We start from the raw sequence: 21585 nt of genomic DNA on the forward strand, positions 1-21585 counted from the left end.
GGGAACTCCGGCAACAGAATGGGGAAACCCCTATTGTGGCCGGCTGCGGGCCGCAGCGCCAACCATTGCCGTGCAAAAAGTCGCGCGCCAGGCAGGATGCAGCGTGCGCATGCATGCGCACGCCGCTCATTTCGTCGCGTTTCGATCGACCCGCAACAGTTGCAGTGGCTCGCCCGACGGCAAACGATACGCCAGCGCATTGTCCAACCCATCGAGCGCTTCCAGGCGCTGGCACAACTGCTGCGCGCGCGGCCGCAATGCACGCGCCTGCGGCTCGACCAGGCGCTCGACGCGCGCCTCCATGCCATCGAGCGAACGCAGCTGCACGTCATTTCCGGTGATTGCGGACTGCACCGCACCGGCCACCACATCGCCGATCAGCTGCGGCAGCAGCTCGGCGACCAGCGCGCCGATGTCGTCGTCGATATCGATCGGGGTCAGCTGGCTTTTGCTGAAACTCTGCTTCAAGCGCACATCGATCTTCTCGCGCACGTTTGCCAGCTGCAGGCGCGTGGCGTCCGGGCTGCGACTGAAGCCGGCGGCCACCTCGCCCAATGCGGTGATTGCGATATCGGCCGCTTCGCGCCCGACTGCCTGCGCCAGTGGCACCGCATCGCGGGTCTGGCGCTCGAACTGGATCAGGCGGGCGCGATCGTCTGCGCTCAATGCCACCCAGCGGTCGTCGACGAATAGAGCGCCCTGCCGCATCACCAGCCGCTGCGGCGTGCCTGATCCGCGGATCAGGATCAGGCTGCGTGCGTTGAGCGTGAGGTCGTAATCGCTGTCGACCTCGCAGTGCAGGTCCTGGTCCTTGGCAGCGGCCACCCCTGCGCCGCTCAACAGCCCGAACAGCACAGCTGCTGCCATCGTGATTGCGTGTTTGATTGCCATCTGGCCACTCCGTTGTGGGCTGGCGGCAGCATGCCCGCACCTCTGGCACGCAGGCCTGTGCCGGAGGCTGGCATGACTTCTGGCCACTGGCCGCCACGCGCGCAGCGCAGGTGTCGACAGCAGGCGGGCGGCGTGCATCAACCATCAGTGCGCGGCACCGCGACGGCGGCGTGGTTCGCTGCGACGCTCGCATTCCACACCGACCTCGCGTCGTGTCACCTCGGCTAGCGCACCGCGTCGCACAGGGGTTGCCAGGCTGCCGCCAGCCGCGGCAGCGACCAGGCGGCATTGGCCGGGCTGGTGGATGGCAACGCGACGACTGGCAGCGCGCAACGCTGCGCCGATAGCAGCGGCTGGACGTGCCGGCGCCAGGCCTGTGCTGCCGCAGTGCCATTGCAGGCCACCATGCGCAGCTGCGGCAGCGTAGCCAGCAACGCGGGCAGCGGATTGACCACGATGCTCGCCGCCACAATGGACGTATCCAGACTGCCACGCCGCTCGCATTGGCCGATGACATCCCACAGGCCCACGCGATGGTCGAGCAATGCATGCAAGCGCAGTGCATAGCTTGCGGCTGTATCAATGCCCAAAAGGGCATGCATCAGCGGCCAGAAACGATTGCGTGGATGCGCGTAGTAACGCGCGGCTTCCAGTGATGCGACACCGGGCATCGAACCAAGCAGCAACACCCTGCAATCGCTGCGAATGTGCGCTGGCAAGCCTCGGCTGAGGTGTTTTTCCGTCACGGCAATCGCATCTGCGTGAATGTCTTTTTCAGACTGCATGACGTAACGGCGGCCTTCTTGGGGTAATTCCTGAACAAACGAAATTTTAGCGGGCCACAGGTGGGCGTGGATTCAGATTTTTAGGAATAGTTTTGGCGCGGCCCACTCCACGGGCCTAACAACAAGACGAGGAGACCCTCATGCGTTCCATTTCCATCCTGAGCCTGGCTGCTGTATCTGCACTTGCGATTGCACCGTCCGCGTTCGCGCAGGACACCACCTATACCGGCGACACCTCCTCGACTTCTTCCAGCACGCTGTCCACCAGCGGCGATACCGCCTCCGGCAAGCATTGGGCCGTGGTCGGTGGCGTGGCACTGCTGAACCCCAAGAACAACCCGGCTCCGGGCCTTGACGTCGATGGCGGCCCGGCACCGACGCTGAGCGCCAGCTACTACATCAACGACAACTGGGCCGTCGAACTGTGGGGCGCAGCGGACAAGTTCAACCACCGTGTCAACGCCGATGGCGTGGGCAAGGTCGGTACCGTCGAGCAGCAGCCGATCGCCATCAGCGGTCAGTACCACTTCGGCGAAGCCGACAACGTGTTCCGTCCGTTCGTGGGCGTGGGCTACTACGAGTCGAACTTCAGCAACGAGAAGATCGACGCAGCGTCGACCACCGGCGATCACGTGGGCCTGAGCACCGCCAAGGGCGTCATCGGCACCGTTGGTGTGGACATGAACATCAACTCCACCTGGTTCGCGCGTGCCGACGCCCGCTACATGCGTTCGCGTCCGGAACTGCGCGTGGGTGGCCAGGGCACCGGCAGCGAGCTGGAACTGGATCCGTGGACCGTTGGCTTCGGCATCGGTGCGCGCTTCTAAGCACGCCGCTGCCCGCCAGGGCTTTGGTTGAACAAAAACGGGCCGAAAGGCCCGTTTTTTGTGCGTGGCGCAAGCTGCGTAAATTGCGGCCATCACGACCGAGCTCTGAGGTGCTGTGCCAGCCCTCCACGTGCGCCTGCGCATAGTGACGTGCCTAGGTGTACCGGCTCTGCTTCAGCGCGTCCCATGCATCTGTGACTCGATGCACCTGCATGCGTCGACGCGGCTGTTTGCATGCGTCGAACACCATCACCTGATGCACCCTCAAACGCACTCACCGCCAATAAACGCTGCCGCGCAGACGTGCGCTGCGCCAGCGCCACCACAGCAAGGTGGCATAGGCGAGCGCGTAACCGAGCAAGACGCCGGCAGCGCCGAGCAGGCTGGCATGACTGAGCCACCCCTCGGTTGGCCAGGCGACGCCCTGCCAGGCGCTACGCCAGCCCTGCACCATCCCGGCGATCACCCGCACCACGACCAACGCGGTCAAGGCCAACACCAGCCACAGGTTGGGCCGGTAAAACAGCCCTTGCGTGGTGCGTTCGAAGCGGGTCAGGCGCAGCGCCAACGCCCCGAGCGCCAACCCGCAGACCCAGCCGAACGCGGCGTGGCTGATCGCGCCGGGCCAGAACGCCGCCGCGATCACGCTGAAGATCGCAAACAGCACGCTGGAGATACCCGCCGACACCAGGTTGATCATCAGCAGCCAGCCACGCGCCTGACGACGTGCAGTCCCCATGCGAAACCGCTGCAGCAGCGACAACGGGAACACCACCACGAACACCGCCAGGGCAATGATGACGGCCAGCGGGATGGCGAGCAGCAAAGGCATTGAGTGAGTGCCGGAGAAAGATGGCCGATGACGCTACTACGCGGACGTGCAGCGGCGCGTGTTCGGCCAATCGATTCCCATCTGCGGCGCAGCGAACGCGCTCGGCTGGGGCGGGGGAAGCGGTGGCTTGAAAACCGCTGGCAAGGATCGGGCGCATCCTGCCGAAAATCTTCGACGACCACACAGACCTCATTGGCAGGTTGACGCAGAGCTGCGATCTGCGCGCCGTTTAGCAAGGACGGAACCCCGCCTGGCGAGCTGAAACTGGATCGGTGGGACTGTTGACCTCGGTACCGGCGCGCGCCTCCAAACGATCAAAATCCGATGTTCGAAAAAAAGGTCCTGCGGATCCGTTTTCTTCGATGCAGAACACTTCGTTTTCCAGACCCATCGGTTCGGCAGCGGGCGCGTCTTCATGCAGGGACGATGCGAGGATCGACACGTGTATCGCCGACGGTCCTGATTCCATGAAGCCGGCTTCCATCAGACCCGACACATCCACCAGCACCACCTACACTGCGGAGCCGCCGCCGTCGGCCGATCCAGCCGACGGGAGTGCGGCATGGCCAGCGCCCCATCCCGATTGCCAGGGGTTGTCACGCCAAAGACCCAGAAAGCGTGTTGCCGACACCGCGGGCGATTGCGATGGCGCACGGGCCGCCAGCCATGCGCGCCCATGTCGCAGCGACGCGTTCGCGATCCCGGACGGCTTTACCAGGGAGCAGATCCAGCCATTTCACGATCTGGAACGACAATACGCCACGCTGTTCCAAACATCCCATGTCTGCGCAGTCCAATCTGCACGCGACATCCAAGCCAGCCGGACAATGGATGTGGAGATGGACGAATGTGCCGTCATCAATCTCGCGCACGATGGATTTGATTCGATCGGCACGCACGGCTTGTCTTCATGCGTCTGCATTTGTGCGAAAGGAAAGAATCCTCGCGGCCACGACATCCTGGGCCTGCTGCATTATTCCGGAATACAGGATGCACAGGATGCGCTTTCCGAAATCCGGGACGATATGCGGGAAGAAGGCGTGCAAGAACCCGAAATATTCCTGGTAGGCGGCATGATCTCCAACCAAGACGAGCTGGGCAGCTTCGAAATCGAGAGAGATCTGCTGGCGCTGCAGCGCCCCTTCAATATCGTAGGCGCCAAACTTCATCCCAGCATGAGCGATCGCAATGGTGAGGAAAATGCCATCAACCTGGTCATGACGGCCAGTGGCATCTACTACTACAAGTCGTGGTAAAGACGCCTCGATGCGAAGGCGCCGCCTGCGCTCAAAACGCCGGCAGCACCGCGCCCTTGTACTTCTGCTCGATAAAGGCTTTCACTTCTGGGCTGGTCAGCGCTTTGGCCAGTTTCTGCACGCGCGCATCGTCCTTGTTGTCGGCGCGCGCCACCAGGAAGTTGACGTACGGCGAATCTTTGCTTTCGATCGCCAGCGCATCGCGGGTGGGGTTGAGCCCGGCGTCGAGCGCGTAGTTGGTGTTGATCAGCGCCAGATCGACCTGGTCCAGTACGCGCGGCAGCATGGCCGAATCGAGTTCGCGGAATTTGAGGTGCTTGGGGTTCTCGACGATGTCGCGCTGGCTGGACAGCGCGTTGCTCGGGTCCTTGAGTTTGATCACCCCGGCCTTGTCGAGCAGGATCAACGCGCGGCTGTTGTTGCTCGGGTCGTTGGGGATCACCACGTCGGCACCGGTGGGCAGTTCGGCCAGCGCCTTGAAGCGGCGCGAATAGGCACCGAACGGCTCGATATGCACGCCGACGACGGTGACCAGCTGGCTCTTGCGGTCGCGGTTGTACGCATCCAGATAGGGCTCGGTCTGGAAGTAGTTGACGTCGATCTGCTTCTGCACGACCTGGTCGTTGGGCTGCACGTAGTCGTTGAACACCCGCACATCGAGCTTGACGCCCTGCTTGGCCAGCAGCGGTTCGACCACTTCCAGGATTTCGGCATGCGGCACCGCCGTGGCGGCCACGGTCAGGGTGTCGCCGCCGCCGCCACTGCCGCCACTGCCGCCGCCACAGGAGGCCAACGCCAGTGTGGCGGCTGCCAGGAAGGAACGAAACGCGAATGTGCTCATGGAGGAATCCGTGGGAGGAGGAATGCGGACCTGCCGCAGGCGATCAACCTACCAGACGCGGCGTGTGGCAGCGATGCACCGCGCGGTGCGGACGGGGCGATGCAGCGGTTGGGTCATACGTGCGCCCCAACAGCCGCGCACCGGCTCAGCGCCGGCTGTAATGCGCCACCAGGCGGTCGCCCAGCATCTGCAGCACCTGCACCAGCACCAGCAAGGCGATGACCGTGATCAGTGCCACGTCCGAGTGCGAGCGCAGGTAGCCCTCACGGTAGGCCACATCGCCCAGGCCGCCGGAACCGATCGCACCGCCCATCGCGGTGAAGCCGATCAGCGCGATCGTGGTCACGGTCGCGCCGGCGATCAGGCCGGGGCGCGCTTCGGGCAACAGCACCCGCAGCACCAGCTGTCGGGTGGTGGCGCCCATTGCCTGGCTGGCCTCGATGATGCCGCGGTCGACCTCGCGCAGCGCGGTTTCCACCAGGCGTGCGTAGAACGGCGCGGCGCCAACCACCAGCGGCAGGATGGCGCCGCGCACGCCGAGCGAGGTGCCCATCAGCATCAGCGTGAGCGGGATCATTGCGATCATCAAAATGATGAAGGGCACCGAGCGCAACAGGTTGATCAGCGCCGCGAGCGCGCCGTACAGCACCGGGCGGCGGCGCAACTGCGGCGCCCCGCACAGGAACAGCGCAACGCCCAGCGGCAGGCCGATCAGCAATGTCAATGGCAACGCGCCGGCCAGCATCAGCAAGGTGTCGAGGGTGGCCTGGCCGATATCGCCCCACTTGGCGGCATCGAGATTGCGGAAGAAACCGCCGGCGGCGGCAACGATCGGGGTCATACGCGCAGTTCCTCCACCTGCACGCCGGCGGCGACGAAACCGGCGCGTGCTGCGTTGTGGTCGCCGCCGGTCAGGGCGACGATGAGCTGGCCGTAGGGCGTGTCCTTGATGCGATCCACCCGCCCGGACAGGATGTTGTAGTCGACCCCGGTTTCGCGGGCGATGCGGCCCAAGACAGGTTCGTAGGTGCCGTTACCCAGAAAGGTCAGCCGCACGATGCGCCCGCCGACTGCGGCGAAATCGCGATGCAGCTCGGCTTCGTCCACATGCTCGGCTTCGGACACGAAGCGCCGGGTGGTGGCGTGTTTGGGATGCAGGAACACCTCGGTGACCGGACCGGTTTCCACCAGTTTGCCGGCGTCCAGCACCGCGACGCGGTCGCAGACACGGCGGATCACATCCATCTCATGGGTGATCAGCACGATGGTCAGGCCCAGCTCGCGGTTGATCTGCGCCAGCAGCTGCAGCACCGAGGCGGTGGTCTGCGGGTCCAGCGCGCTGGTGGCCTCGTCGCACAGCAGGATCTGCGGCCGGGTGGCCAGCGCGCGCGCGATGCCGACGCGCTGCTTCTGCCCGCCCGAGAGTTGCGCCGGATACTTGTTGGCGTGCTCCTGCAGCCCGACCCGGGCCAGCAGTTCGGCCACGCGCGCATCGATCTCGGCGCGCGGTGTGCCGGCCAGTTCCAGCGGGAAGGCGACATTGCCGGCCACGGTGCGCGAGGACAGCAGGTTGAAGTGCTGGAAAATCATGCCGATGCGGCGACGCAAGGCGCGCAGGCCCTGGCGGTCCAGCGCGGTCACGTCCTCCTCGCCGATCAGCAGACGGCCGCCGCTAGGCTCTTCCAGCCGGTTGATCAGCCGGATCAGCGTGGATTTGCCGGCGCCGGAATGGCCGATGATGCCGAATACTTCGCCGGGGCCGATCCGCAGATCGAGCGGATGCAGCGCCACGATCTGGCGACCGTCGACGGAATAGGACTTGTGCAGGCGCTGAAACTGGATCACCGCGCGTGGCCGATTGGGGGGTCGTGAAGCCTACCAGTCAATGTTTGGGGCCGTCATTCCATTCGGTTCTAACGGCTGGGATTCGGGAGTCGGGATTGGGGATTCGCAAGAGCGGACGCCCTGGCCTTTGCGAATCCCGAGCCTCCAATCCCTAACGCTGGCAAGGCCTAGATCCGGGACTCGTCAGAGCAGGCGCGCCCTGCTTTGACGAATCCCCAATCCCCAATCCCGAATTCCCAATCACGGCCTATCCAGCGGCGGCGGACGGTCAGCCTGCCGTATCCGCTCCCGGCGCAACAAATACAGGCCGCTGGCGACGATGATGCCCGCGCCGGTCCAGGTCCAGCTGTCGGGCAGGGTCTGCCACAGCAGCCAGTCCCAGCCGATCACCCAGACCAGACCGGTGTATTCCAGCGGGGCGATCATCGAGGCCTCGCCGCGCATGAAGGCCTGGGTCAGCGCAACCTGGCCCAGCGCACCGGCCAGGCCCATGCCGGCGATCAGCCCGGCGTGCCCGGCCTGTAGCGGCACCCAGCCGGGGATGGCCAGCAACCCGGCGCCGATGGCCATGAACAGCAAGAACCACACCACCATTGCCTGCGGGGTGTCGGTGCGGGTCAACAGGCTCACGGTGACCGCCGCGACGGCATAGGCAGTGGCGGCCAGCAACACCATCAGCCCGGGCAGCGAGATCAGCCCGTCCACGCCCGGGCGCAGCACCACGATCACCCCGACCAGGCCAATGCCAATGGCGGTCCAGCGGCGCGGGCCGACATGCTCGCCCAGCAGCGGCACCGACAGCGCGGCCACCAGCAGCGGCGCCACGAAATACAGCGTGTAGGTGGTGGACAAGGGCATACGTTTGATGCCAAAGACGAAGCAGCCGATCATCACCATGCCCAGCACCCCACGCAGCAGATGCAGTCCCCAGCGCACCGGCACGATCGCCCGCGGCCCGGCGGTGGCGAACACCCACACCAGCACGAACGGCAACGAGGCGCCGCCGCGCAACAAGGTGACCTGCAGCGGCGGGTAATGCGCCGAGAGCAGCTTCATTCCCGCATCCATCAGCGAGAAACAGGCAACGGCGGCCACCATCCAGGCGATGGCGGGAAGCGGGGAGCGGGTGGTGGGCATGCGCGCATTATCGCCGCGGCACTGGCACGCCCGCCAATGCCGGCATGACGGCCGGCGCGGCACGATGGCCTAGAATGGCGGCTGTTTTTCAATTGCAGGAGCTTTGCATGCCTTCCTTCGACGTTGTGTCCGAAGTAGACAAGCACGAACTGACCAATGCGGTGGATCAGGCCAACCGCGAGCTGGACACACGTTTCGACTTCAAAGGCGTCGAGGCCAGGTTCGAGCTGGAAGACGGCAAGGTGATCAACCAGTCCGCGCCCAGCGATTTCCAGATCAAGCAGATGACCGACATCCTGCGCGCTCGGCTGCTGGCGCGCGGCATCGACATCCGATGCCTGGAATTTGGCGATGTGGAAACCAATCTGGCCGGCGCGCGGCAGAAAGTGACCGTCAAGCAAGGCATCGAGCAGAAGCAGGCCAAGCAGCTGGTGGCCAAGTTGAAGGAAGCCAAGCTCAAGGTCGAGGCACAGATCAATGGCGACAAGCTGCGCGTTACCGGAAAGAAGCGCGACGATCTGCAGGACGCGATCGCGCTGCTGAAAAAGGCCGACTTCGAACTGCCGTTGCAGTTCGACAACTTCCGCGATTGAGTGCGTCTGGGTGATCGTAACGATCGGGACGGCACTGCCGGTGCGTGCAGTGCAGCCGGGTGAGCCGGATTGGCGTCTGCGGCCCGCGCGCCGCACACCGGGCGGTTGCGCCCGTCACCTGGCCGCACTGGCCTAGCCTGCGAGCATGCGCGACCTGTTCGCCAGCCTGTTGCAACGCCTGCGCATGCACGGGCCGGCGAACGCAGCGGGCGAACACGCCAGGCACGCCGCCGCCCATGCGCAACCACGCATCGAGGCCGGCTCGACGCTGCACACCATGGCCGGCCTGGATCCGGTAGCGGCAGCGGCGTTTGCCGATGCCTTCCTGGTGGAGATCGAACATGCCATCGCCACCTGTACGCTCGACGATGCCGGCATGCCACAGGCGCAGGCGCTGCAGCAGATCCACTCGTTGAAAAACACCATTTCGCTGACCGGCTCGCAGCAGTTGCTCAAGGCCTGCGACCAGTTGCGCGACGCCGCAAGCCACGGCGCACTGGGCGAAACGCTGGCGCAGCGCTTCACTGCGGTGGCGAACGCGGCTGGCCTGCTGGTCAAGCAGTACCGGCGTACCCTCCCCTCAGACGACGCGGACCCTCATGCGTAGCACTCCCAATCGCGCAGCGCCCGGCCTGATCCTGGCCGCCAGGCAATTGCATAACGACAGACTGGTGCGGCTGTTCGAGTCGTTCCTGGAATATCGCGCCTGCGTCGGCCGTGTGATCGTGCAGACCATCGTCACTGCGTGGTGCCTGGGCTGGCTGTACGGGCCGCAACCGGTGCTGGTGGCCGACGCGCACCATGTCTTTCCCACTGCGCTGAGCCTGTGGGCGCTGTCGGTGGTGTGGATGCTGCTGGTGCGCCGCCGTGTCATTGCGCCCAGCGAATGGCTCGATGCGATGGGGTTTGCGATGAACCTGCTGTTCATCGGCATCCAGACCTACCTGGCCTTCATCCTGCTGATGTCGTTGAACGCATTTTTGCCGTTCATCACCATCGCTGCGGTGGCGCGTTACGGGCAACGCGCGATATTTCCGGTGTTGCTCAGCACCTTCGTGCTGATGCTGTTGACCGCACCGTCAGGCTACTGGCTGTCGCGTCCGGCATATTTCGTCTATGCCGTGGCGCTGATCATCGTGCTGCCGTTGCTGGTGGCGCGGATCGTGCTTGCGATGCAGGAAGTGGCACTGCAGGCGCTGGCCTCGCGCGATGCGCAAAGCCGTTTCATCAGCACCATGAGCCACGAATTGCGCACCCCGCTGAATGCGGTGATCAACTGCGCCCAGTTGATCGAGACCGAACAAATGCCGGCGCAGCAACGCGAGTTGCTGCAATCGGTGACCGCCAATGCGACCGCACTGCGCCATCGTGTCAACGAGGTGCTGGACGTGGCCAGCATCGATGGCGGGCGCCTGCAGCTGCATCGCAAGCCCTTGAACCTGCTGGACGTGGTCACCACGGTGAAAGCGGTCTGCGCCACCGCGGCGTCCAGCAAGGGCGTCACGCTCGATGTGCGTGTCGATAGCCCGCAAGCACCGCATGTGATGGGCGACGAAGGCCGCATCGAACAGGTGATCAGCAACCTGGTGATCAACGCGATCAAGTTCACCCCGGCCGGCGGCACGGTGGATCTGCTGATCGACGCGACCCAGGTGCAGGAGCGCTGGAGCATCGCAGTGACCGTCACCGACACCGGTATCGGCGTACCGGACGATCAGAAGGCCTACATCTTCACCCCGTTCACTCAGCTCAGTACCGGCTTCAGTCGCGTCGAGGGCGGCGTGGGCCTGGGCCTGTACATCGCGCTGTCCGTCTCCGATGCGATGGGCGGCAGCCTCACCGTGAGCGACAACCCCGCCGGTGGCAGCATCTTTCGCTGGATCTTCGAACTGCCCGGCACCGCGGCCGGTAGCAATACGCTCGCACTGCGCGATGCGCTGGCCCAGCACGCACAAAACGTACCCTCCCTGCATTGCCTGGTCTTTGAAGACATGGATACCAATCGTCTGGTGATCGGCAATCTGCTGACCCGCGCCGGGCATCGGGTGAGCTTCCAGGTCGATGGCACCGATGCGGTGCAGCGCATCCGCGAGGCAGCGCCGGACCTGGTGTTCCTGGACCTGCACATGCCCGGTACGTCCGGCTGGGATGCGCTGCGCGAAGCGCGCGATGCGATGTCGGCGCTGCCGCCGATCATCGTGCTGACCGCCGACACCCGGACCGATTCGATGCGCGACGCCAGCGCGGCGGGCGTGGCCGGCTACCTGCCCAAGCCGATCAATGCGCACGAGTTGCTGGCATTGCTCGCCCAGCACGCCAGCCATGCACGCCCCTGAGCTCAAGCCGGGCAACGCCGCACGCGTCTACTGGCACCATGCCGCACACGCCAGCACGCCGCTGGTGGTGCTGTACCTGCACGGCTTCAGCGCCAGCCCGGGCGAAGCAGGCACGCTACCCGAACAGATGGCCGATACGCTGACCGCCAACGGCTACGTGCATCGCTGGCCCGGGCACGGGCTCGCCGCCGCCGATGCGATGCAGGGGCTCACCCCGGCGGTGTTGCAGGCCTCGGCGCTGGAAGCACTGGCCCAGGCGCAACGCATGGGCGAGCGGGTTGCGATCGTCGGCTCGTCGATGGGCGCCACGCTGGGTTTGTGGCTGGCCACGCAGTGCCCGGACGCGGTGGCCGGTGTGGTCGCTTGGTCGCCCGGCATCCGGCCCGCCGACCCGGCATTGCTCGAACAGCTCTGCGCCGCACAGGCCCCGCTGATCGACCCGCGCACGCGCACGCCTGCCGCGCGTGCGTTCTGGTCGGAGACGATCCATCCGGACGGATTTCGCGCCTTGCGTGACCTGTTTGAGCGCGTGGCCGCCGATCCGCCGTGGCCACGCGTGCGCTGCCCGGTATTTCTAGGCTATTACCGCGCTGCCGATGGCCGCGAAGACGGCGTTGCCTCGGTGCAGGCGATGCTGCAGATGTTCGCAGCGCTGGGCACTGCGCCGGCGCACAGGCAGGCGCTGGCCTTCGACACCGGCGCGCATGCGATCGGGTCGCCGCACAAGACGCCGCTGGCCGGCGCCGTAGCGCAGGCGTCCATCGCGTTCTTGCAGGCGCAGCTGTGTGCTGGGCCGCACGGCCGGGGTGCATGAGCGCAAGCTGGTCTGCGTGCGTGGCGGAAAGAAACCTGCCGCCTTGCTGGCAGCGTCGCGACGGTGCCCACTAGCGCCCGGTGCTGCCAGCAACCACGCGCGCGGCCCGCCGCATAGCGATCGCATACACTGGCGCGCCATCCCGCTGCCGCCACGATGACCACCACGCCCGCGACCTCCGATCCGATCGCCGACACCCGCAGATGGATCGAACGCGCGGTGATCGGATTGAACCTGTGTCCGTTCGCCAAGGCGGTGTACGTCAAGGAGCAGGTGCGGCTGGTGCTCAGCGATGCCAGCACGCCCGAAGCCCTGCTGGAACAACTGGCCGAGGAACTAGTGCTGCTGCGCGATACACCGGCCGAACAGATCGACACCACGCTGATCGTGCACCCGGACGTGCTCACCGACTTCCTGGACTACAACGACTTTCTCGACAATGCCGATGCGGCGGTGGAAGCGCTGGACCTGCAAGGCGTGTTGCAGGTGGCCAGCTTCCATCCGGACTACCAGTTCGCAGGCGCGGCGCTGGACGATGTGGCCAACTTCACCAACCGCTCGCCCTTCCCCACCTTGCATCTGTTGCGCGAAGACAGCGTCGAGCGTGCAGTGGCGGCGTTCCCGGATCCGGATGTGATTGTCGAACGCAATATCCAGACGCTCGAACGCCTGGGCAGCGACGGCTGGGAGCGCGTGTTGAACGGCGCCGAGCACTGAGTGCTGCAGCTACCGCGCGGGACTGCAGGCGAGCGCGACTCTCGCCCATCTGCGCCCGCAGGGAGTCGACACAAAACATGGCGGAAGTTCTTCAACCGCATGCGGATCACGTGCTCGCCGTCGACATTAGTCGAGCGACCCGTGCCGCCAGGCGCGCTGCGCACGCGTGGCACCGGGCAATCGGGTGATCGCGTGGAAGCGCAGCAGCACAGTGTGGCGCAGGGAGAGGGTGAAACGCACACCGCCCGGCACCTGCTCAGATCAGCCCGCATCTGTCAGATCCAATGTGGATGACATCGAGCGCACGCGTCGGCACGTGCGCCGAATTCTCATACGCGCCCCACGTTGCTGCGACGACGACAACCCCCGCGCTACAGTGCCGCCACCCTCACCCACGTGCCGCATGCCATGGCCTTGATCCCCGCAATTTCCGCATGGAACCCGTCGCCGCTGCAGGACCGCGTGGTGGTGATCACCGGTGGGGCGCAAGGCATTGGCCGCGGCATTGCACAGGCGGTGCTGGGCGCGGGCGGCAGCGTGGTGATTGGCGATCTGGATGCCGATGCGGGCAAGGCCTGCCTACAGGAATGGGCACTGCCGCGCCGCAGCGCTTTCGTACGCTGCGATGCCGCGCGCCAGGCGCAGGCCACGCGCCTGGTCGCCACGGCGCTCAAGCGCTTCGGGCGCATCGACGGCCTGGTCAACAATGCCGGTGTGCCCGATCCGCGTATCGCAGCGCTGCCGCAACTGGACTGGGACACATGGAACAGCCGGCTTTCCAGCCTGCACGGCGCCTTCCTGTGCAGCAAGCAGGCACTGCCCGCGCTCAGGCAGGCGCCAGCCGGTGGCGCGATCGTCAACATCGCCTCCACCCGCGCCTGGCAATCGGAGCCGCACAGCGAAGCCTACGCCGCAGCCAAGGGCGGCCTGGTGGCCTTTACCCACGCGCTGGCGCTGAGCGAGGGGCCGCATGTGCGCGTCAACAGCATCAGCCCGGGGTGGATCAGCACCGATGCGTGGCGCGCGCCGCAACGCCGGCGGGCGCCGAAATTGTCGCGTCGCGACCATGCGCAGCATCCGGCCGGGCGCGTGGGCACGCCCGAAGACATTGCGCAGCTGGCGGTGTATCTGCTCGCGCCGCAGCTGTCCGGCTTCGTCACCGGGCAGGATTTCATCGTCGACGGCGGCATGTCGCGCAAGATGCACTACGCGTAGAGCGTGTTATGTGCTTTGAGGTGAGTGCGAAGCGTCCTGTGGCGCGTCCCGGAGGGTTGGCCGTCAGCGGCTCGGAGCGCGCGCTGCGCGGCTTGCCTTGGCGCCAGCCAAGCCGGCGCCACGCAGCACCCGCGCAGCACCTCTGGCGGCCGACGCATCTCATCTCAACGTGCATCACACGTTCTAAGGGCAGCGCAGCGAGCCGGTCTGCAGCACCTGCGTGATCACAGCTCGGCTGGCGCGTGAGCTGGCACCGGAGCTGGCACCGGGACGTATCCCCCCGAACCCATCACCCCGACAAGCGTGCTTCCAGCAAGCGTTGCGCATCGACTAGCGAGGGCAGGATGCGGTGGCCGAGCGCACGCACGGTGGCATCGGGTTCGAGCAGGTCCGGAATCTGGATCGGTGTCATGCCGGCCGCCAATGCCGCATGTACGCCGGTGGGCGAGTCTTCCAGCACCAGGCAGTGCGCGGGGTCTACCGCCAAGGTGCGCGCAGCCAACAGGTAGATATCCGGTGCAGGTTTGGGATGGACCACATCGCTGGCCGTGCACACGGCATCGAAGCGCCACAACAGATCGGCCGCTTCCAGCTTGCGCAGCGCCAGCGGGCGCTGGGTGGAGGTGGCCACCGCACGTGGCATGTGCTGCGCTGCCAGATAGTCCAATAGCGCCATGATGCCGGGCCGATGCGGGATGCCGCGCTCGACCGCGGCGGCATACAGCCGTTGCGCATGCGCCAGCATGGTGTCGGCCGGTTGCTCGCCGATCCGTTCGCCGAGCAACCGGCGGCAGGCCGCATCGCCGGTGCCCACCATGCGCAACCAGAAGGCCGGTTCGATCTGCAGACCCTGGTCGGCGGCGGCCTGCGCCAGGCAGGCCGTGATGGCGCGCTCGCTATCGAGCATCAAGCCATCCATGTCGAAGATCACCGCCTGCGTGCGAAACGGCAGCGCTGCACTGTGGCTCATGCCGCGGCGCCGCGGCCGAACAACACCTCAAGATCGCTCGCTTCCAGCGCACGCCATTGCCCCGAGGGCAATCCATCCAGCGACAGGCCGCCGATGCGGCTGCGGTGCAGCGCGACCACGTGGCTACCGGCGGCAGCGAACATGCGCCGCACCTGGTGATAGCGGCCTTCGTGCAGGGTCAGCCGCGCCTGGCGTGGGCCAAGCACCTCCAATTCGGCCGGCAGCAGCGGCTTGGTTTCGCCTTCCAGCAGCAAGCTGCCGCTGGCGAACAGCGCGGCCTCGTCGCCACGCAGGTCCTCGGCCAGAGTGATGTCGTACACCTTGTCCAGGGCGGATTTGGGCGAAATGATCCGATGCAGCAGCGCGCCGTCGTCGGTCATCAACAGCAGGCCGCTGGTCTCGCGGTCCAGCCGACCCACTGGCGCCAACACCGGCGCACGCAGGCGGAAGCGTGGCGGCAGCAATTCGTAGATCAGCCGGCCGGTGTCCTTGGTCGAGCAGGTGTAGCCGCTGGGTTTGTGCAGCAACAGGCTCAAGCCCGCCGGCGGATCGAGCGGTTCGCCATCGATGCGGATGGCGTCGTGCTCCACCTGGTCGTCGGCATACAGCACCTCGCCTTGCGCATCGGTGATCGCGCCCTGCCGGAACAGCTGGGTGACCTGCTTGCGGCTGCCATAGCCGAGATTGGCGATGTGTTTGACCAGCTTCATGGGCGCGCTCCGCGGCCGCGGATCGCCGCGATCAGCTTGAACCCATCGCGTTCGGCAGCCACGCGTACCTGCCCGAAACTGTCGTTGAGCACCTGTTCGTAAGGCAGATGCCGGTTGGCGACCAGCATCAATTGCCCGCCCGGGCGCAGCGCCTGTGCGGCCACCGCAATGAAGCGCTGCCCGATATCCGGGCGGTCGGCACGCGACGGCGTATGGAACGGCGGGTTGCTGACGATGAAATCGTATTGCGCCACTAACCCGGCCGTGACATCGCGCCAGTGGTAGTGCAGCTGCGCCGGATGCGCGTTGTCCTGCAGGTTGCGCCGCGCCAGCGTCAATGCGCGCGCCTCGGCTTCGTACAGATCCAGCGCGGTGACCTTGGGACAACGCGCCAGCACTTCGGCCGACAGATAACCGAAGCCCGCCCCCAGATCGGCGCCATGGCCGGCCAGCGTGGTGGGCAGATGCTCGACCAGCAGTGCAGACGCCGGGTCGATGCGATCCCAGGCGAAGACGCCGGGACGGCTGACAAAGCGGCCGTCCAGAATCTTGCGTGGCGCATCCAGCGCTGCCCAGCGCGCCTGCAGCGCGGCATCGGTGTCGGCCGGCAGCGGCGCGCTCCAGTAGGTGCGGCAGTGGTACTTGGTCAGGCTACCGGCCAGTCCGGTGAGCTGGCGCAGATCGGCCTCGCCCGAGCGTGCGCCTTCGTTGTTGGACTGGCAGGCAACCACACGGCCACCGGGAGCAGTCAGCGCCACCGCACGTGCAAACAGCGCACGCGCCTCTTCGCGCTGCCGCGGAGGCAGCACCAGCACCAGGGCATAACGCGTGCTGTCGGCCTCGATCTCGCTTTCTTCCCGCACGGTCCACCCATTGCGCTCCAGCGCTTCGGCGAACGGGCGAAAGCTCTGCTCGCAGGTCAGCGTCTGGGTGGTTGCCCGCTCGCGCAGCGGAAAACCGTCGCGCGCGCGCAGAAACAAGACCGGTCCTTCCGGCCACGGCAGCGCGCCTTGGGCAAAGGGCAGGAACAGGGCTTGAAGCGGGGCGTCGTGCGGGCCAGCCATCGGATCATCGGGTCAGGAACAGGCCGTCATTGTAAGGGACCGGTGCCAGATGCCCGCCACGCGCCTTCCAATGTGTATACGGAGTATTGATGCGCGCGCAACATTCGCCCGCCTAGGCTGGGATCACGCCCACACCGGAGAGACGCGATGCGAGCCTTGTTCGTAGGAGGAGTTGTCGACAACAGCGAAATGGATCTGGACGACACCCCGCCACCCATGCACTACCCCGAAAACACCGGCGCCGGCAGACCCCGCTACCGCCTGCACCAGATCGGCGAACGCGGCGATGGCACGGTGGCCTACGCGGTGTATGGCGCCCCGGAAATGGCAGACGACGACATCACCCGCATTACCGAAGAGCGTGGCTATGCGCGGCGCTTCAGCGCCTCGCCGGAAGCGCCACGCTGAGGGGGACGAGGCAGCTGACGCAGGCTCTGGAACGTCTGCCGCACGCGCGATGGAGCGTGCGTCAAGCGTCCTTGACTGCACAATCTGCATAGGCCGCTGCCGGCACGCCGCGCCATGGTAGGCCGGGCTCTTGCCCGGTTCTTGCGTCTACCGGACGCGATTTGCTCGACCCACGCAAACGATCGGCGCGCGGACTCAACGCGCCTTCGGCGTCACCCGCCAGATCACGTTGCCCACGTCGTCGGCCACCAGCAGTGCGCCGCGACTGTCCGACGCCACACCCACCGGGCGGCCCTGCGCATTGCCTTCGGCATCCAGGAATCCATCCAGCACCGTGATCGGCGGACCATTGGGCTTGCCGTCGGCGAACGGGACAAACAGCACCTTGTAGCCGCTGGGCGGGTCGCGATTCCACGAGCCGTGCTGGCCGATGAAGGCGCCCTGGCGGAAACGCTCGGGCAGCAAGGTGCCGCTGGCGAAACTCAGGCCGAGCGATGCGGTATGCGGGCCGAGCGCGTAGTCGGGCTTGATCGCTTTGGCCACCAGTTCGGCATTCTGCGGTTTGACCCGCTCGTCCACGTGCTGGCCGTAGTAGCTGTACGGCCAGCCGTAAAAACCGCCGCCGCGCACCGAGGTCAGGTAGTCCGGCACCAGGTCGCTGCCGATTTCGTCGCGCTCGTTAACCACCACCCACAGCGATTTGCTCTGCGGCTCCCACGCGGTGCCCACCGGGTTGCGCAAGCCGCCAGCGAAGACGCGGCTGCTGCCGGTGGCTGGGTCGATCTCCAGGATCGCCGCACGATTGAGCTCGGCTTCCATGCCATTTTCGGCCACGTTGCTGTTGGAGCCGACGCCGACATAGAGCTTGCTGCCGTCCGGGCTGGCCAGCAGCGACTTGGTCCAATGGTGGTTGATTCCGCCGGGCAGATTGGCGACGAAGGTCGGCTTGGCGGTGAGATGCGTGTCGCCGGCCTTGTACGGAAAACTCACCAGCGCATCGGCATTGGCGACATAAAAGCGGTCGCCGATCAGCGCCATGCCGAACGGCGAAAACAGGCCGCTGACGAACTGCGTACGCACCTCTGCCACGCCGTCGCCATCGGCATCGCGCAGCAAGGTGATGCGATTAGCGCTCGCCACCGCCGCGCCGGCCTTTTTCATCATCGCGCCCTGCACTTTCTTGCGCAGCCCGCCGCCGGCTTCGGCATCTTCGGGCTTGGGCGGCTCGGCCGTTTCGGCCACCAACACATCGCCGTTGGGCAGCACGTAGATCCAGCGCGGGTGATCCAGATCGCGCGCAAACGCGGCAACCTGCAGATCGTCGGCCGCGATGGGCTTGGCATTGGCTGCCCAGCGTTTGACCGGCGCCACCTTGACGGTGGGAATCAGACGCTTCACCGGCTCGGGCAATTGCGGGTCCGGCCCGGTCCCCTGTTCGATCGCCAACGTCGCCGTATCGCCGCACGCGGCGAGGACGACAAGCGCCATCAACGCCAGCGGCCAGCGAGCGAACTTCAATCGGGATGCATTCATTGCGGGCAAACCTGGACGGTTGCGTCGGCCAGTGATCATGCCGCCAACGCGACGGTGAGAAGTAAACACACCGTCAACACACCGCCGTCACGGCATGACTTGCGGATCGGCACCCAGCAACAACGGGTGCACCGCCACGATCCGGTCCATCCAGATCCATTGCGGCTCCTGCGACGTATCCAACAGGTCCAACCGCAGCTGACCGTTCAATCCTTCGTTGTCGTGTTCGTCGAGATAGGTCTGCAGGCTGGGGCGCACGGCGACTGTGCCGCTGATCATGCTGCCGTCGTCGAGCTCGATCCGCACGCGCTCCTGACCATCGAGCAGGGACACCCAATGTTCGAGCGTGGCGATCTGGACCTGTTCGGAATACACGTGCGGGGCGTACTTGGGCATTGCGCGATCTCCATGAGCTGAGCGCATCACGCTAGGCCAGCATGCGTGAAAGAGGCAGAAAACGCACCGGGTGCTAGTGGTCGGCGTTGGCACGGCATTCGCACCCAGCAGCATGCGCACGCATCCGTCTTCTATCGCGACCATGCCACGACTGTGGGGAAAGGCTCATCCACGACAGCACCTGTTCGTCGCAATGATCGGTTGTTCTGGGGCAGATCAGCACCTCACGGAAAGGCGCCCAGTAGTACCCAACCCATACGCGCTACTGCGTATCCAACGCGTCGCCTCACCCACGTTGCCATCACCCGATGCGCGGCCGTACCGCCGCGCGCCGGTTACTCCACCGCCTGGCGGGCGGCACGCACGGCCGTGACCAGCTGCGCCACGCTGTAGGGCTTGGCCAGATGTTCCTGAAACCCGGACTCCAGCGCGCGCTTGCGATCGTCTTCGCGGGCCAGGGCGGTGACTGCCACGGCCGGCAACGCGGTAGCAGTCAACCCGAGGTTTTCGCGCACCGTGCGGATCAAGCCGTAACCGTCCATGCCCGGCATGCCGATATCGGTCAGCATCAGATCGAAGCGCGCGTGGCCACGATGATCGATCAATGCCAGCGCATCGGTGGCGCTGCCGGCGGTGACCACTTCGGCGCCCTGCTCTTCGAGCAGACGCCGCAGATAATCGAGCATGTCCGGTTGGTCTTCGACCGCCAGCAGGCGCAGACCGTTGAGCGCGCGCGCTTCGACGATCTGTTCGGACATCAGACGCCGCCGCAATTCGCGGCGTGGGCGCTTGGCCTGATCGGGAACGTGTTCCGGCAGCCGCACGGTGAAGGTCGCGCCCTTGCCACGGCCGCCACTGGTGGCACCGACCTGGCCGCCGTGCATTTCCACCAGCTGTTGCACGATGGCCAGGCCCAGACCAAGGCCGCCATGCTGGCGCGTGGTGGTGCCGTCGGCCTGGCGGAAACGGCCGAACAGATGCGGCAGGAATTCCGCTGCAATGCCATCGCCGGAGTCGCAGACCGATACCACCAGATGCCCGTCGTCGCGCTCGATCTTGACGTCGATACGACCATGTGCCGGGGTGAACTTGATCGCGTTGGACAGCAAGTTCCACAACACCTGCTGCAGGCGCGTGGCATCGCCAAGCACCAGGCACGGCGTGGGCGGCACATGCAGCTCCAGGACCTGGTCCTTGCCTTCGGCAGCCAGTTCCTGGGTATTCAAGGCTTCGCGCACCTGCTCGACCAGATCCAGCGATTCGACTTCCAGCTGCACCTTGCCCAGCAACATGCTGCTGAGATCGAGCATGTCGGAAATCAGCCGCTTCTGCGCACGTGCGCTGCTGGCGATCACCGACAGCCCCTTGTAGTAGGGCTGGCCTTCTTCGACCCGCTGCAGCAGCAACTCGCTCCAGCCCAGGATGGTGGTCAGCGGGGTGCGCAGTTCGTGCGACAGCGTGGCCAGGAACTCGTCCTTCAGCCGCGCCATGCTTTCGGCCTCGTTGCGCGCGCTGCGCTCGGACTCCAGCAATTGCTCGCGCGCCAGTTCGATCTCGCGCTGCTCGGTCACGTCCGGGCTGCTGCCGGCCAGGCCGATGAAACGGCCGTCGGCCGAATAGCGCGGGGTGGCGGTCATTTCGATCCAGCGCCACTGCCCATCATGGCGGCGCGCGCGCACCAGCGCGCGCAGGCCGCGCTGTTCCTGCAGCGATGCCGCCAGCTCGAACTGGAAGGTCGGCAAGTCGTCCGGATGCAGCAGTTCGCTCCACGCCGACACCGTACCGCTGGAGATATCCAGGCCAAAGAATTCGCCATACGCGCTGTTGACGAAGCGCACCACGCCCTGCGCGTCCAGCACCCACACCGGCATCGGCAAGCCGTCGGCCAGCGCACTGAAACGCGCCTCGCTTTCGGCCAGCTCGCGCTCGACGCGTTTGCGCTCGGTGATGTCCATGAACAGGATCGCCACCCGCGCCTGCTCCGGCTGCCCGACCCGGAACGCATCCACCGAATACCAGCGCTTGAGCGCCTTGGCCTGCATTTCGAAGTGGATGCGGTTGCCGGTGCGCGCAACGTGACCATAGCGGTCGAACCATTCCTGCTCGTGTTCGGGGAGCAGGTTGCGGATGGAGACGTTCAGTGCGTTGGGCGACAGACCGGTATAGCGCTCGAAGGCGCCATTGGTGGTGCGGATCACATAGTCCACCGCCTGCTCGCCGTCGAACACCATGTCGATGACGCAAAACCCGGCGTCGATGTTGTGGAAAATCTCGTGATACATCGCCGGGTCCAGAAACGGCTCGGCGATGGCGGCCGGCAGTGCGGCAGCCAGCGTAGGGCTGGAAGGAGGAGTGCTCAAATCGGAAACCACGGATGCTGCCGGAGCGGATGACGGGCAGATGAAACCATGCCCG

General features: G+C 65.8%; 23 protein-coding genes. 9 read left to right on the forward strand and 14 right to left on the reverse strand.

Annotation, left to right across the window (positions count from 1 at the left end):
* Positions 1-126: 126 nt before the first annotated feature.
* Positions 127-891 (reverse strand): DUF2884 family protein, encoded by a 765-nt coding sequence (locus AMD14_RS18920; RefSeq protein WP_011052429.1) that lies wholly within the window; start codon positions 889-891, stop codon positions 127-129.
* A gap of 224 nt (positions 892-1115) precedes the next feature.
* A complete protein-coding gene (locus AMD14_RS18925) occupies positions 1116-1676 on the reverse strand; it encodes a DNA-deoxyinosine glycosylase (protein ID WP_015463631.1) in 561 nt (186 codons plus the stop codon).
* Positions 1677-1816: 140 nt separating this feature from the next.
* Here AMD14_RS18925 and AMD14_RS18930 point away from each other — a divergent pair, with 140 nt between their 5' ends.
* Positions 1817-2503: an OmpW/AlkL family protein gene (locus tag AMD14_RS18930; RefSeq protein WP_005911238.1), complete on the forward strand. Its 687-nt coding sequence runs from the start codon at positions 1817-1819 to the stop codon at positions 2501-2503.
* A 274-nt stretch (positions 2504-2777) separates the two neighbouring features.
* On the opposite strand, the gene AMD14_RS18935 is transcribed toward AMD14_RS18930, so the two are convergent.
* The gene (locus tag AMD14_RS18935) at positions 2778-3335 is read right to left on the reverse strand and encodes a CcdC protein domain-containing protein (RefSeq protein WP_005922042.1); all 558 of its coding nucleotides are present in this window, start codon (positions 3333-3335) and stop codon (positions 2778-2780) included.
* 229 nt (positions 3336-3564) lie between these two features.
* Positions 3565-3819 (reverse strand): hypothetical protein, encoded by a 255-nt coding sequence (locus tag AMD14_RS25110; protein WP_190409982.1) that lies wholly within the window; start codon positions 3817-3819, stop codon positions 3565-3567.
* A gap of 109 nt (positions 3820-3928) precedes the next feature.
* On the opposite strand from AMD14_RS25110, the gene xopAK reads away from it, so the two are divergent.
* Positions 3929-4591 carry a XopAK family type III secretion system effector gene (gene xopAK, locus AMD14_RS25385; RefSeq protein WP_011052431.1) on the forward strand — a complete coding sequence of 221 codons (663 nt, stop codon included), beginning with the start codon at positions 3929-3931 and terminating at the stop codon, positions 4589-4591.
* 31 nt (positions 4592-4622) lie between these two features.
* Here the strand turns inward: xopAK and AMD14_RS18955 are convergent, their stop codons facing one another.
* The 4 genes from AMD14_RS18955 to AMD14_RS18970 form a co-directional block, all read right to left on the reverse strand.
* Positions 4623-5432, reverse strand: coding sequence for a MetQ/NlpA family ABC transporter substrate-binding protein (locus AMD14_RS18955; protein WP_011052432.1), 810 nt, complete (start codon positions 5430-5432; stop codon positions 4623-4625).
* A gap of 145 nt (positions 5433-5577) precedes the next feature.
* Entirely contained in the window at positions 5578-6273 is a 696-nt protein-coding gene (locus tag AMD14_RS18960; protein ID WP_003489185.1) for a methionine ABC transporter permease, read from the reverse strand.
* The gene (locus tag AMD14_RS18965) at positions 6270-7277 is read right to left on the reverse strand and encodes a methionine ABC transporter ATP-binding protein (protein ID WP_005911242.1); all 1008 of its coding nucleotides are present in this window, start codon (positions 7275-7277) and stop codon (positions 6270-6272) included. Before AMD14_RS18965 ends, AMD14_RS18960 begins: the two co-directional genes overlap by 4 nt.
* Positions 7278-7517: 240 nt before the next feature.
* Positions 7518-8414 (reverse strand): DMT family transporter, encoded by an 897-nt coding sequence (locus AMD14_RS18970; RefSeq protein WP_011052433.1) that lies wholly within the window; start codon positions 8412-8414, stop codon positions 7518-7520.
* Positions 8415-8521: 107 nt separating this feature from the next.
* Here AMD14_RS18970 and AMD14_RS18975 point away from each other — a divergent pair, with 107 nt between their 5' ends.
* The 6 genes from AMD14_RS18975 to AMD14_RS19005 all read left to right on the forward strand — a co-directional run bounded on the left by AMD14_RS18975 (position 8522) and on the right by AMD14_RS19005 (position 14089).
* Positions 8522-9007, forward strand: a complete 486-nt coding sequence (locus tag AMD14_RS18975; protein ID WP_003489178.1) for a YajQ family cyclic di-GMP-binding protein — start codon at positions 8522-8524, stop codon at positions 9005-9007.
* Between the two features lie 145 nt (positions 9008-9152).
* The gene (locus AMD14_RS18980) at positions 9153-9614 is read left to right on the forward strand and encodes a hypothetical protein (protein WP_003489176.1); all 462 of its coding nucleotides are present in this window, start codon (positions 9153-9155) and stop codon (positions 9612-9614) included.
* Positions 9607-11343, forward strand: coding sequence for an ATP-binding response regulator (locus AMD14_RS18985; RefSeq protein ID WP_015463633.1), 1737 nt, complete (start codon positions 9607-9609; stop codon positions 11341-11343). Before AMD14_RS18980 ends, AMD14_RS18985 begins: the two co-directional genes overlap by 8 nt.
* On the forward strand, positions 11330-12157 hold the full coding sequence (locus AMD14_RS18990) for an alpha/beta hydrolase (RefSeq protein ID WP_015463634.1): 828 nt from the start codon (positions 11330-11332) through the stop codon (positions 12155-12157). Before AMD14_RS18985 ends, AMD14_RS18990 begins: the two co-directional genes overlap by 14 nt.
* A gap of 156 nt (positions 12158-12313) precedes the next feature.
* Positions 12314-12874 (forward strand): DUF1415 domain-containing protein, encoded by a 561-nt coding sequence (locus tag AMD14_RS18995; RefSeq protein WP_003489167.1) that lies wholly within the window; start codon positions 12314-12316, stop codon positions 12872-12874.
* A gap of 408 nt (positions 12875-13282) precedes the next feature.
* A complete protein-coding gene (locus tag AMD14_RS19005) occupies positions 13283-14089 on the forward strand; it encodes an SDR family oxidoreductase (RefSeq protein WP_015463635.1) in 807 nt (268 codons plus the stop codon).
* Between the two features lie 289 nt (positions 14090-14378).
* Here AMD14_RS19005 and AMD14_RS19010 read toward each other — a convergent pair whose 3' ends face one another.
* From AMD14_RS19010 to AMD14_RS19020, 3 genes are read right to left on the reverse strand one after another with little or no spacing between them, the layout of a single operon-like run.
* Positions 14379-15059, reverse strand: coding sequence for an HAD family hydrolase (locus AMD14_RS19010; protein WP_011052438.1), 681 nt, complete (start codon positions 15057-15059; stop codon positions 14379-14381).
* Positions 15056-15769, reverse strand: coding sequence for a pseudouridine synthase (locus AMD14_RS19015; protein ID WP_011052439.1), 714 nt, complete (start codon positions 15767-15769; stop codon positions 15056-15058). Before AMD14_RS19015 ends, AMD14_RS19010 begins: the two co-directional genes overlap by 4 nt.
* Positions 15766-16833 (reverse strand): class I SAM-dependent methyltransferase, encoded by a 1068-nt coding sequence (locus AMD14_RS19020; protein ID WP_011052440.1) that lies wholly within the window; start codon positions 16831-16833, stop codon positions 15766-15768. Before AMD14_RS19020 ends, AMD14_RS19015 begins: the two co-directional genes overlap by 4 nt.
* A gap of 147 nt (positions 16834-16980) precedes the next feature.
* On the opposite strand from AMD14_RS19020, the gene AMD14_RS19025 reads away from it, so the two are divergent.
* Positions 16981-17241: a hypothetical protein gene (locus tag AMD14_RS19025; RefSeq protein ID WP_003489154.1), complete on the forward strand. Its 261-nt coding sequence runs from the start codon at positions 16981-16983 to the stop codon at positions 17239-17241.
* A gap of 195 nt (positions 17242-17436) precedes the next feature.
* Here the strand turns inward: AMD14_RS19025 and AMD14_RS19030 are convergent, their stop codons facing one another.
* The 3 genes from AMD14_RS19030 to AMD14_RS19040 form a co-directional block, all read right to left on the reverse strand.
* Positions 17437-18774 carry a PQQ-dependent sugar dehydrogenase gene (locus AMD14_RS19030; protein ID WP_011052441.1) on the reverse strand — a complete coding sequence of 446 codons (1338 nt, stop codon included), beginning with the start codon at positions 18772-18774 and terminating at the stop codon, positions 17437-17439.
* A gap of 87 nt (positions 18775-18861) precedes the next feature.
* On the reverse strand, positions 18862-19170 hold the full coding sequence (locus tag AMD14_RS19035; protein ID WP_015463636.1) for a DUF3247 family protein: 309 nt from the start codon (positions 19168-19170) through the stop codon (positions 18862-18864).
* Positions 19171-19505: 335 nt separating this feature from the next.
* Positions 19506-21542: a PAS domain-containing hybrid sensor histidine kinase/response regulator gene (locus AMD14_RS19040; protein WP_015472760.1), complete on the reverse strand. Its 2037-nt coding sequence runs from the start codon at positions 21540-21542 to the stop codon at positions 19506-19508.
* Positions 21543-21585: the final 43 nt, after the last annotated feature.

Origin of the sequence: Xanthomonas citri pv. citri (assembly GCF_000961215.1) — a bacterium.
In the GTDB taxonomy this organism is placed as follows: Bacteria; Pseudomonadota; Gammaproteobacteria; order Xanthomonadales; family Xanthomonadaceae; genus Xanthomonas; species Xanthomonas cissicola.

Bases quoted from the DNA above. Each gene is read 5' to 3' on its own strand.
- AMD14_RS18920 (WP_011052429.1), bottom strand. From the start codon at position 891: ATGGCAATCAAACACGCAATCACGATGGCAGCAGCTGTGCTGTTCGGG.
- AMD14_RS18925 (WP_015463631.1), bottom strand. From the start codon at position 1,676: ATGCAGTCTGAAAAAGACATTCACGCAGATGCGATTGCCGTGACGGAA.
- AMD14_RS18930 (WP_005911238.1), top strand. From the start codon at position 1,817: ATGCGTTCCATTTCCATCCTGAGCCTGGCTGCTGTATCTGCACTTGCG.
- AMD14_RS18935 (WP_005922042.1), bottom strand. From the start codon at position 3,335: ATGCCTTTGCTGCTCGCCATCCCGCTGGCCGTCATCATTGCCCTGGCG.
- AMD14_RS25110 (WP_190409982.1), bottom strand. From the start codon at position 3,819: ATGGAAGCCGGCTTCATGGAATCAGGACCGTCGGCGATACACGTGTCG.
- AMD14_RS18955 (WP_011052432.1), bottom strand. From the start codon at position 5,432: ATGAGCACATTCGCGTTTCGTTCCTTCCTGGCAGCCGCCACACTGGCG.
- AMD14_RS18960 (WP_003489185.1), bottom strand. From the start codon at position 6,273: ATGACCCCGATCGTTGCCGCCGCCGGCGGTTTCTTCCGCAATCTCGAT.
- AMD14_RS18970 (WP_011052433.1), bottom strand. From the start codon at position 8,414: ATGCCCACCACCCGCTCCCCGCTTCCCGCCATCGCCTGGATGGTGGCC.
- AMD14_RS18975 (WP_003489178.1), top strand. From the start codon at position 8,522: ATGCCTTCCTTCGACGTTGTGTCCGAAGTAGACAAGCACGAACTGACC.
- AMD14_RS18980 (WP_003489176.1), top strand. From the start codon at position 9,153: ATGCGCGACCTGTTCGCCAGCCTGTTGCAACGCCTGCGCATGCACGGG.
- AMD14_RS18985 (WP_015463633.1), top strand. From the start codon at position 9,607: ATGCGTAGCACTCCCAATCGCGCAGCGCCCGGCCTGATCCTGGCCGCC.
- AMD14_RS18990 (WP_015463634.1), top strand. From the start codon at position 11,330: ATGCACGCCCCTGAGCTCAAGCCGGGCAACGCCGCACGCGTCTACTGG.
- AMD14_RS18995 (WP_003489167.1), top strand. From the start codon at position 12,314: ATGACCACCACGCCCGCGACCTCCGATCCGATCGCCGACACCCGCAGA.
- AMD14_RS19005 (WP_015463635.1), top strand. From the start codon at position 13,283: ATGGCCTTGATCCCCGCAATTTCCGCATGGAACCCGTCGCCGCTGCAG.
- AMD14_RS19010 (WP_011052438.1), bottom strand. From the start codon at position 15,059: ATGAGCCACAGTGCAGCGCTGCCGTTTCGCACGCAGGCGGTGATCTTC.
- AMD14_RS19015 (WP_011052439.1), bottom strand. From the start codon at position 15,769: ATGAAGCTGGTCAAACACATCGCCAATCTCGGCTATGGCAGCCGCAAG.
- AMD14_RS19020 (WP_011052440.1), bottom strand. From the start codon at position 16,833: ATGGCTGGCCCGCACGACGCCCCGCTTCAAGCCCTGTTCCTGCCCTTT.
- AMD14_RS19025 (WP_003489154.1), top strand. From the start codon at position 16,981: ATGCGAGCCTTGTTCGTAGGAGGAGTTGTCGACAACAGCGAAATGGAT.
- AMD14_RS19030 (WP_011052441.1), bottom strand. From the start codon at position 18,774: ATGAATGCATCCCGATTGAAGTTCGCTCGCTGGCCGCTGGCGTTGATG.
- AMD14_RS19035 (WP_015463636.1), bottom strand. From the start codon at position 19,170: ATGCCCAAGTACGCCCCGCACGTGTATTCCGAACAGGTCCAGATCGCC.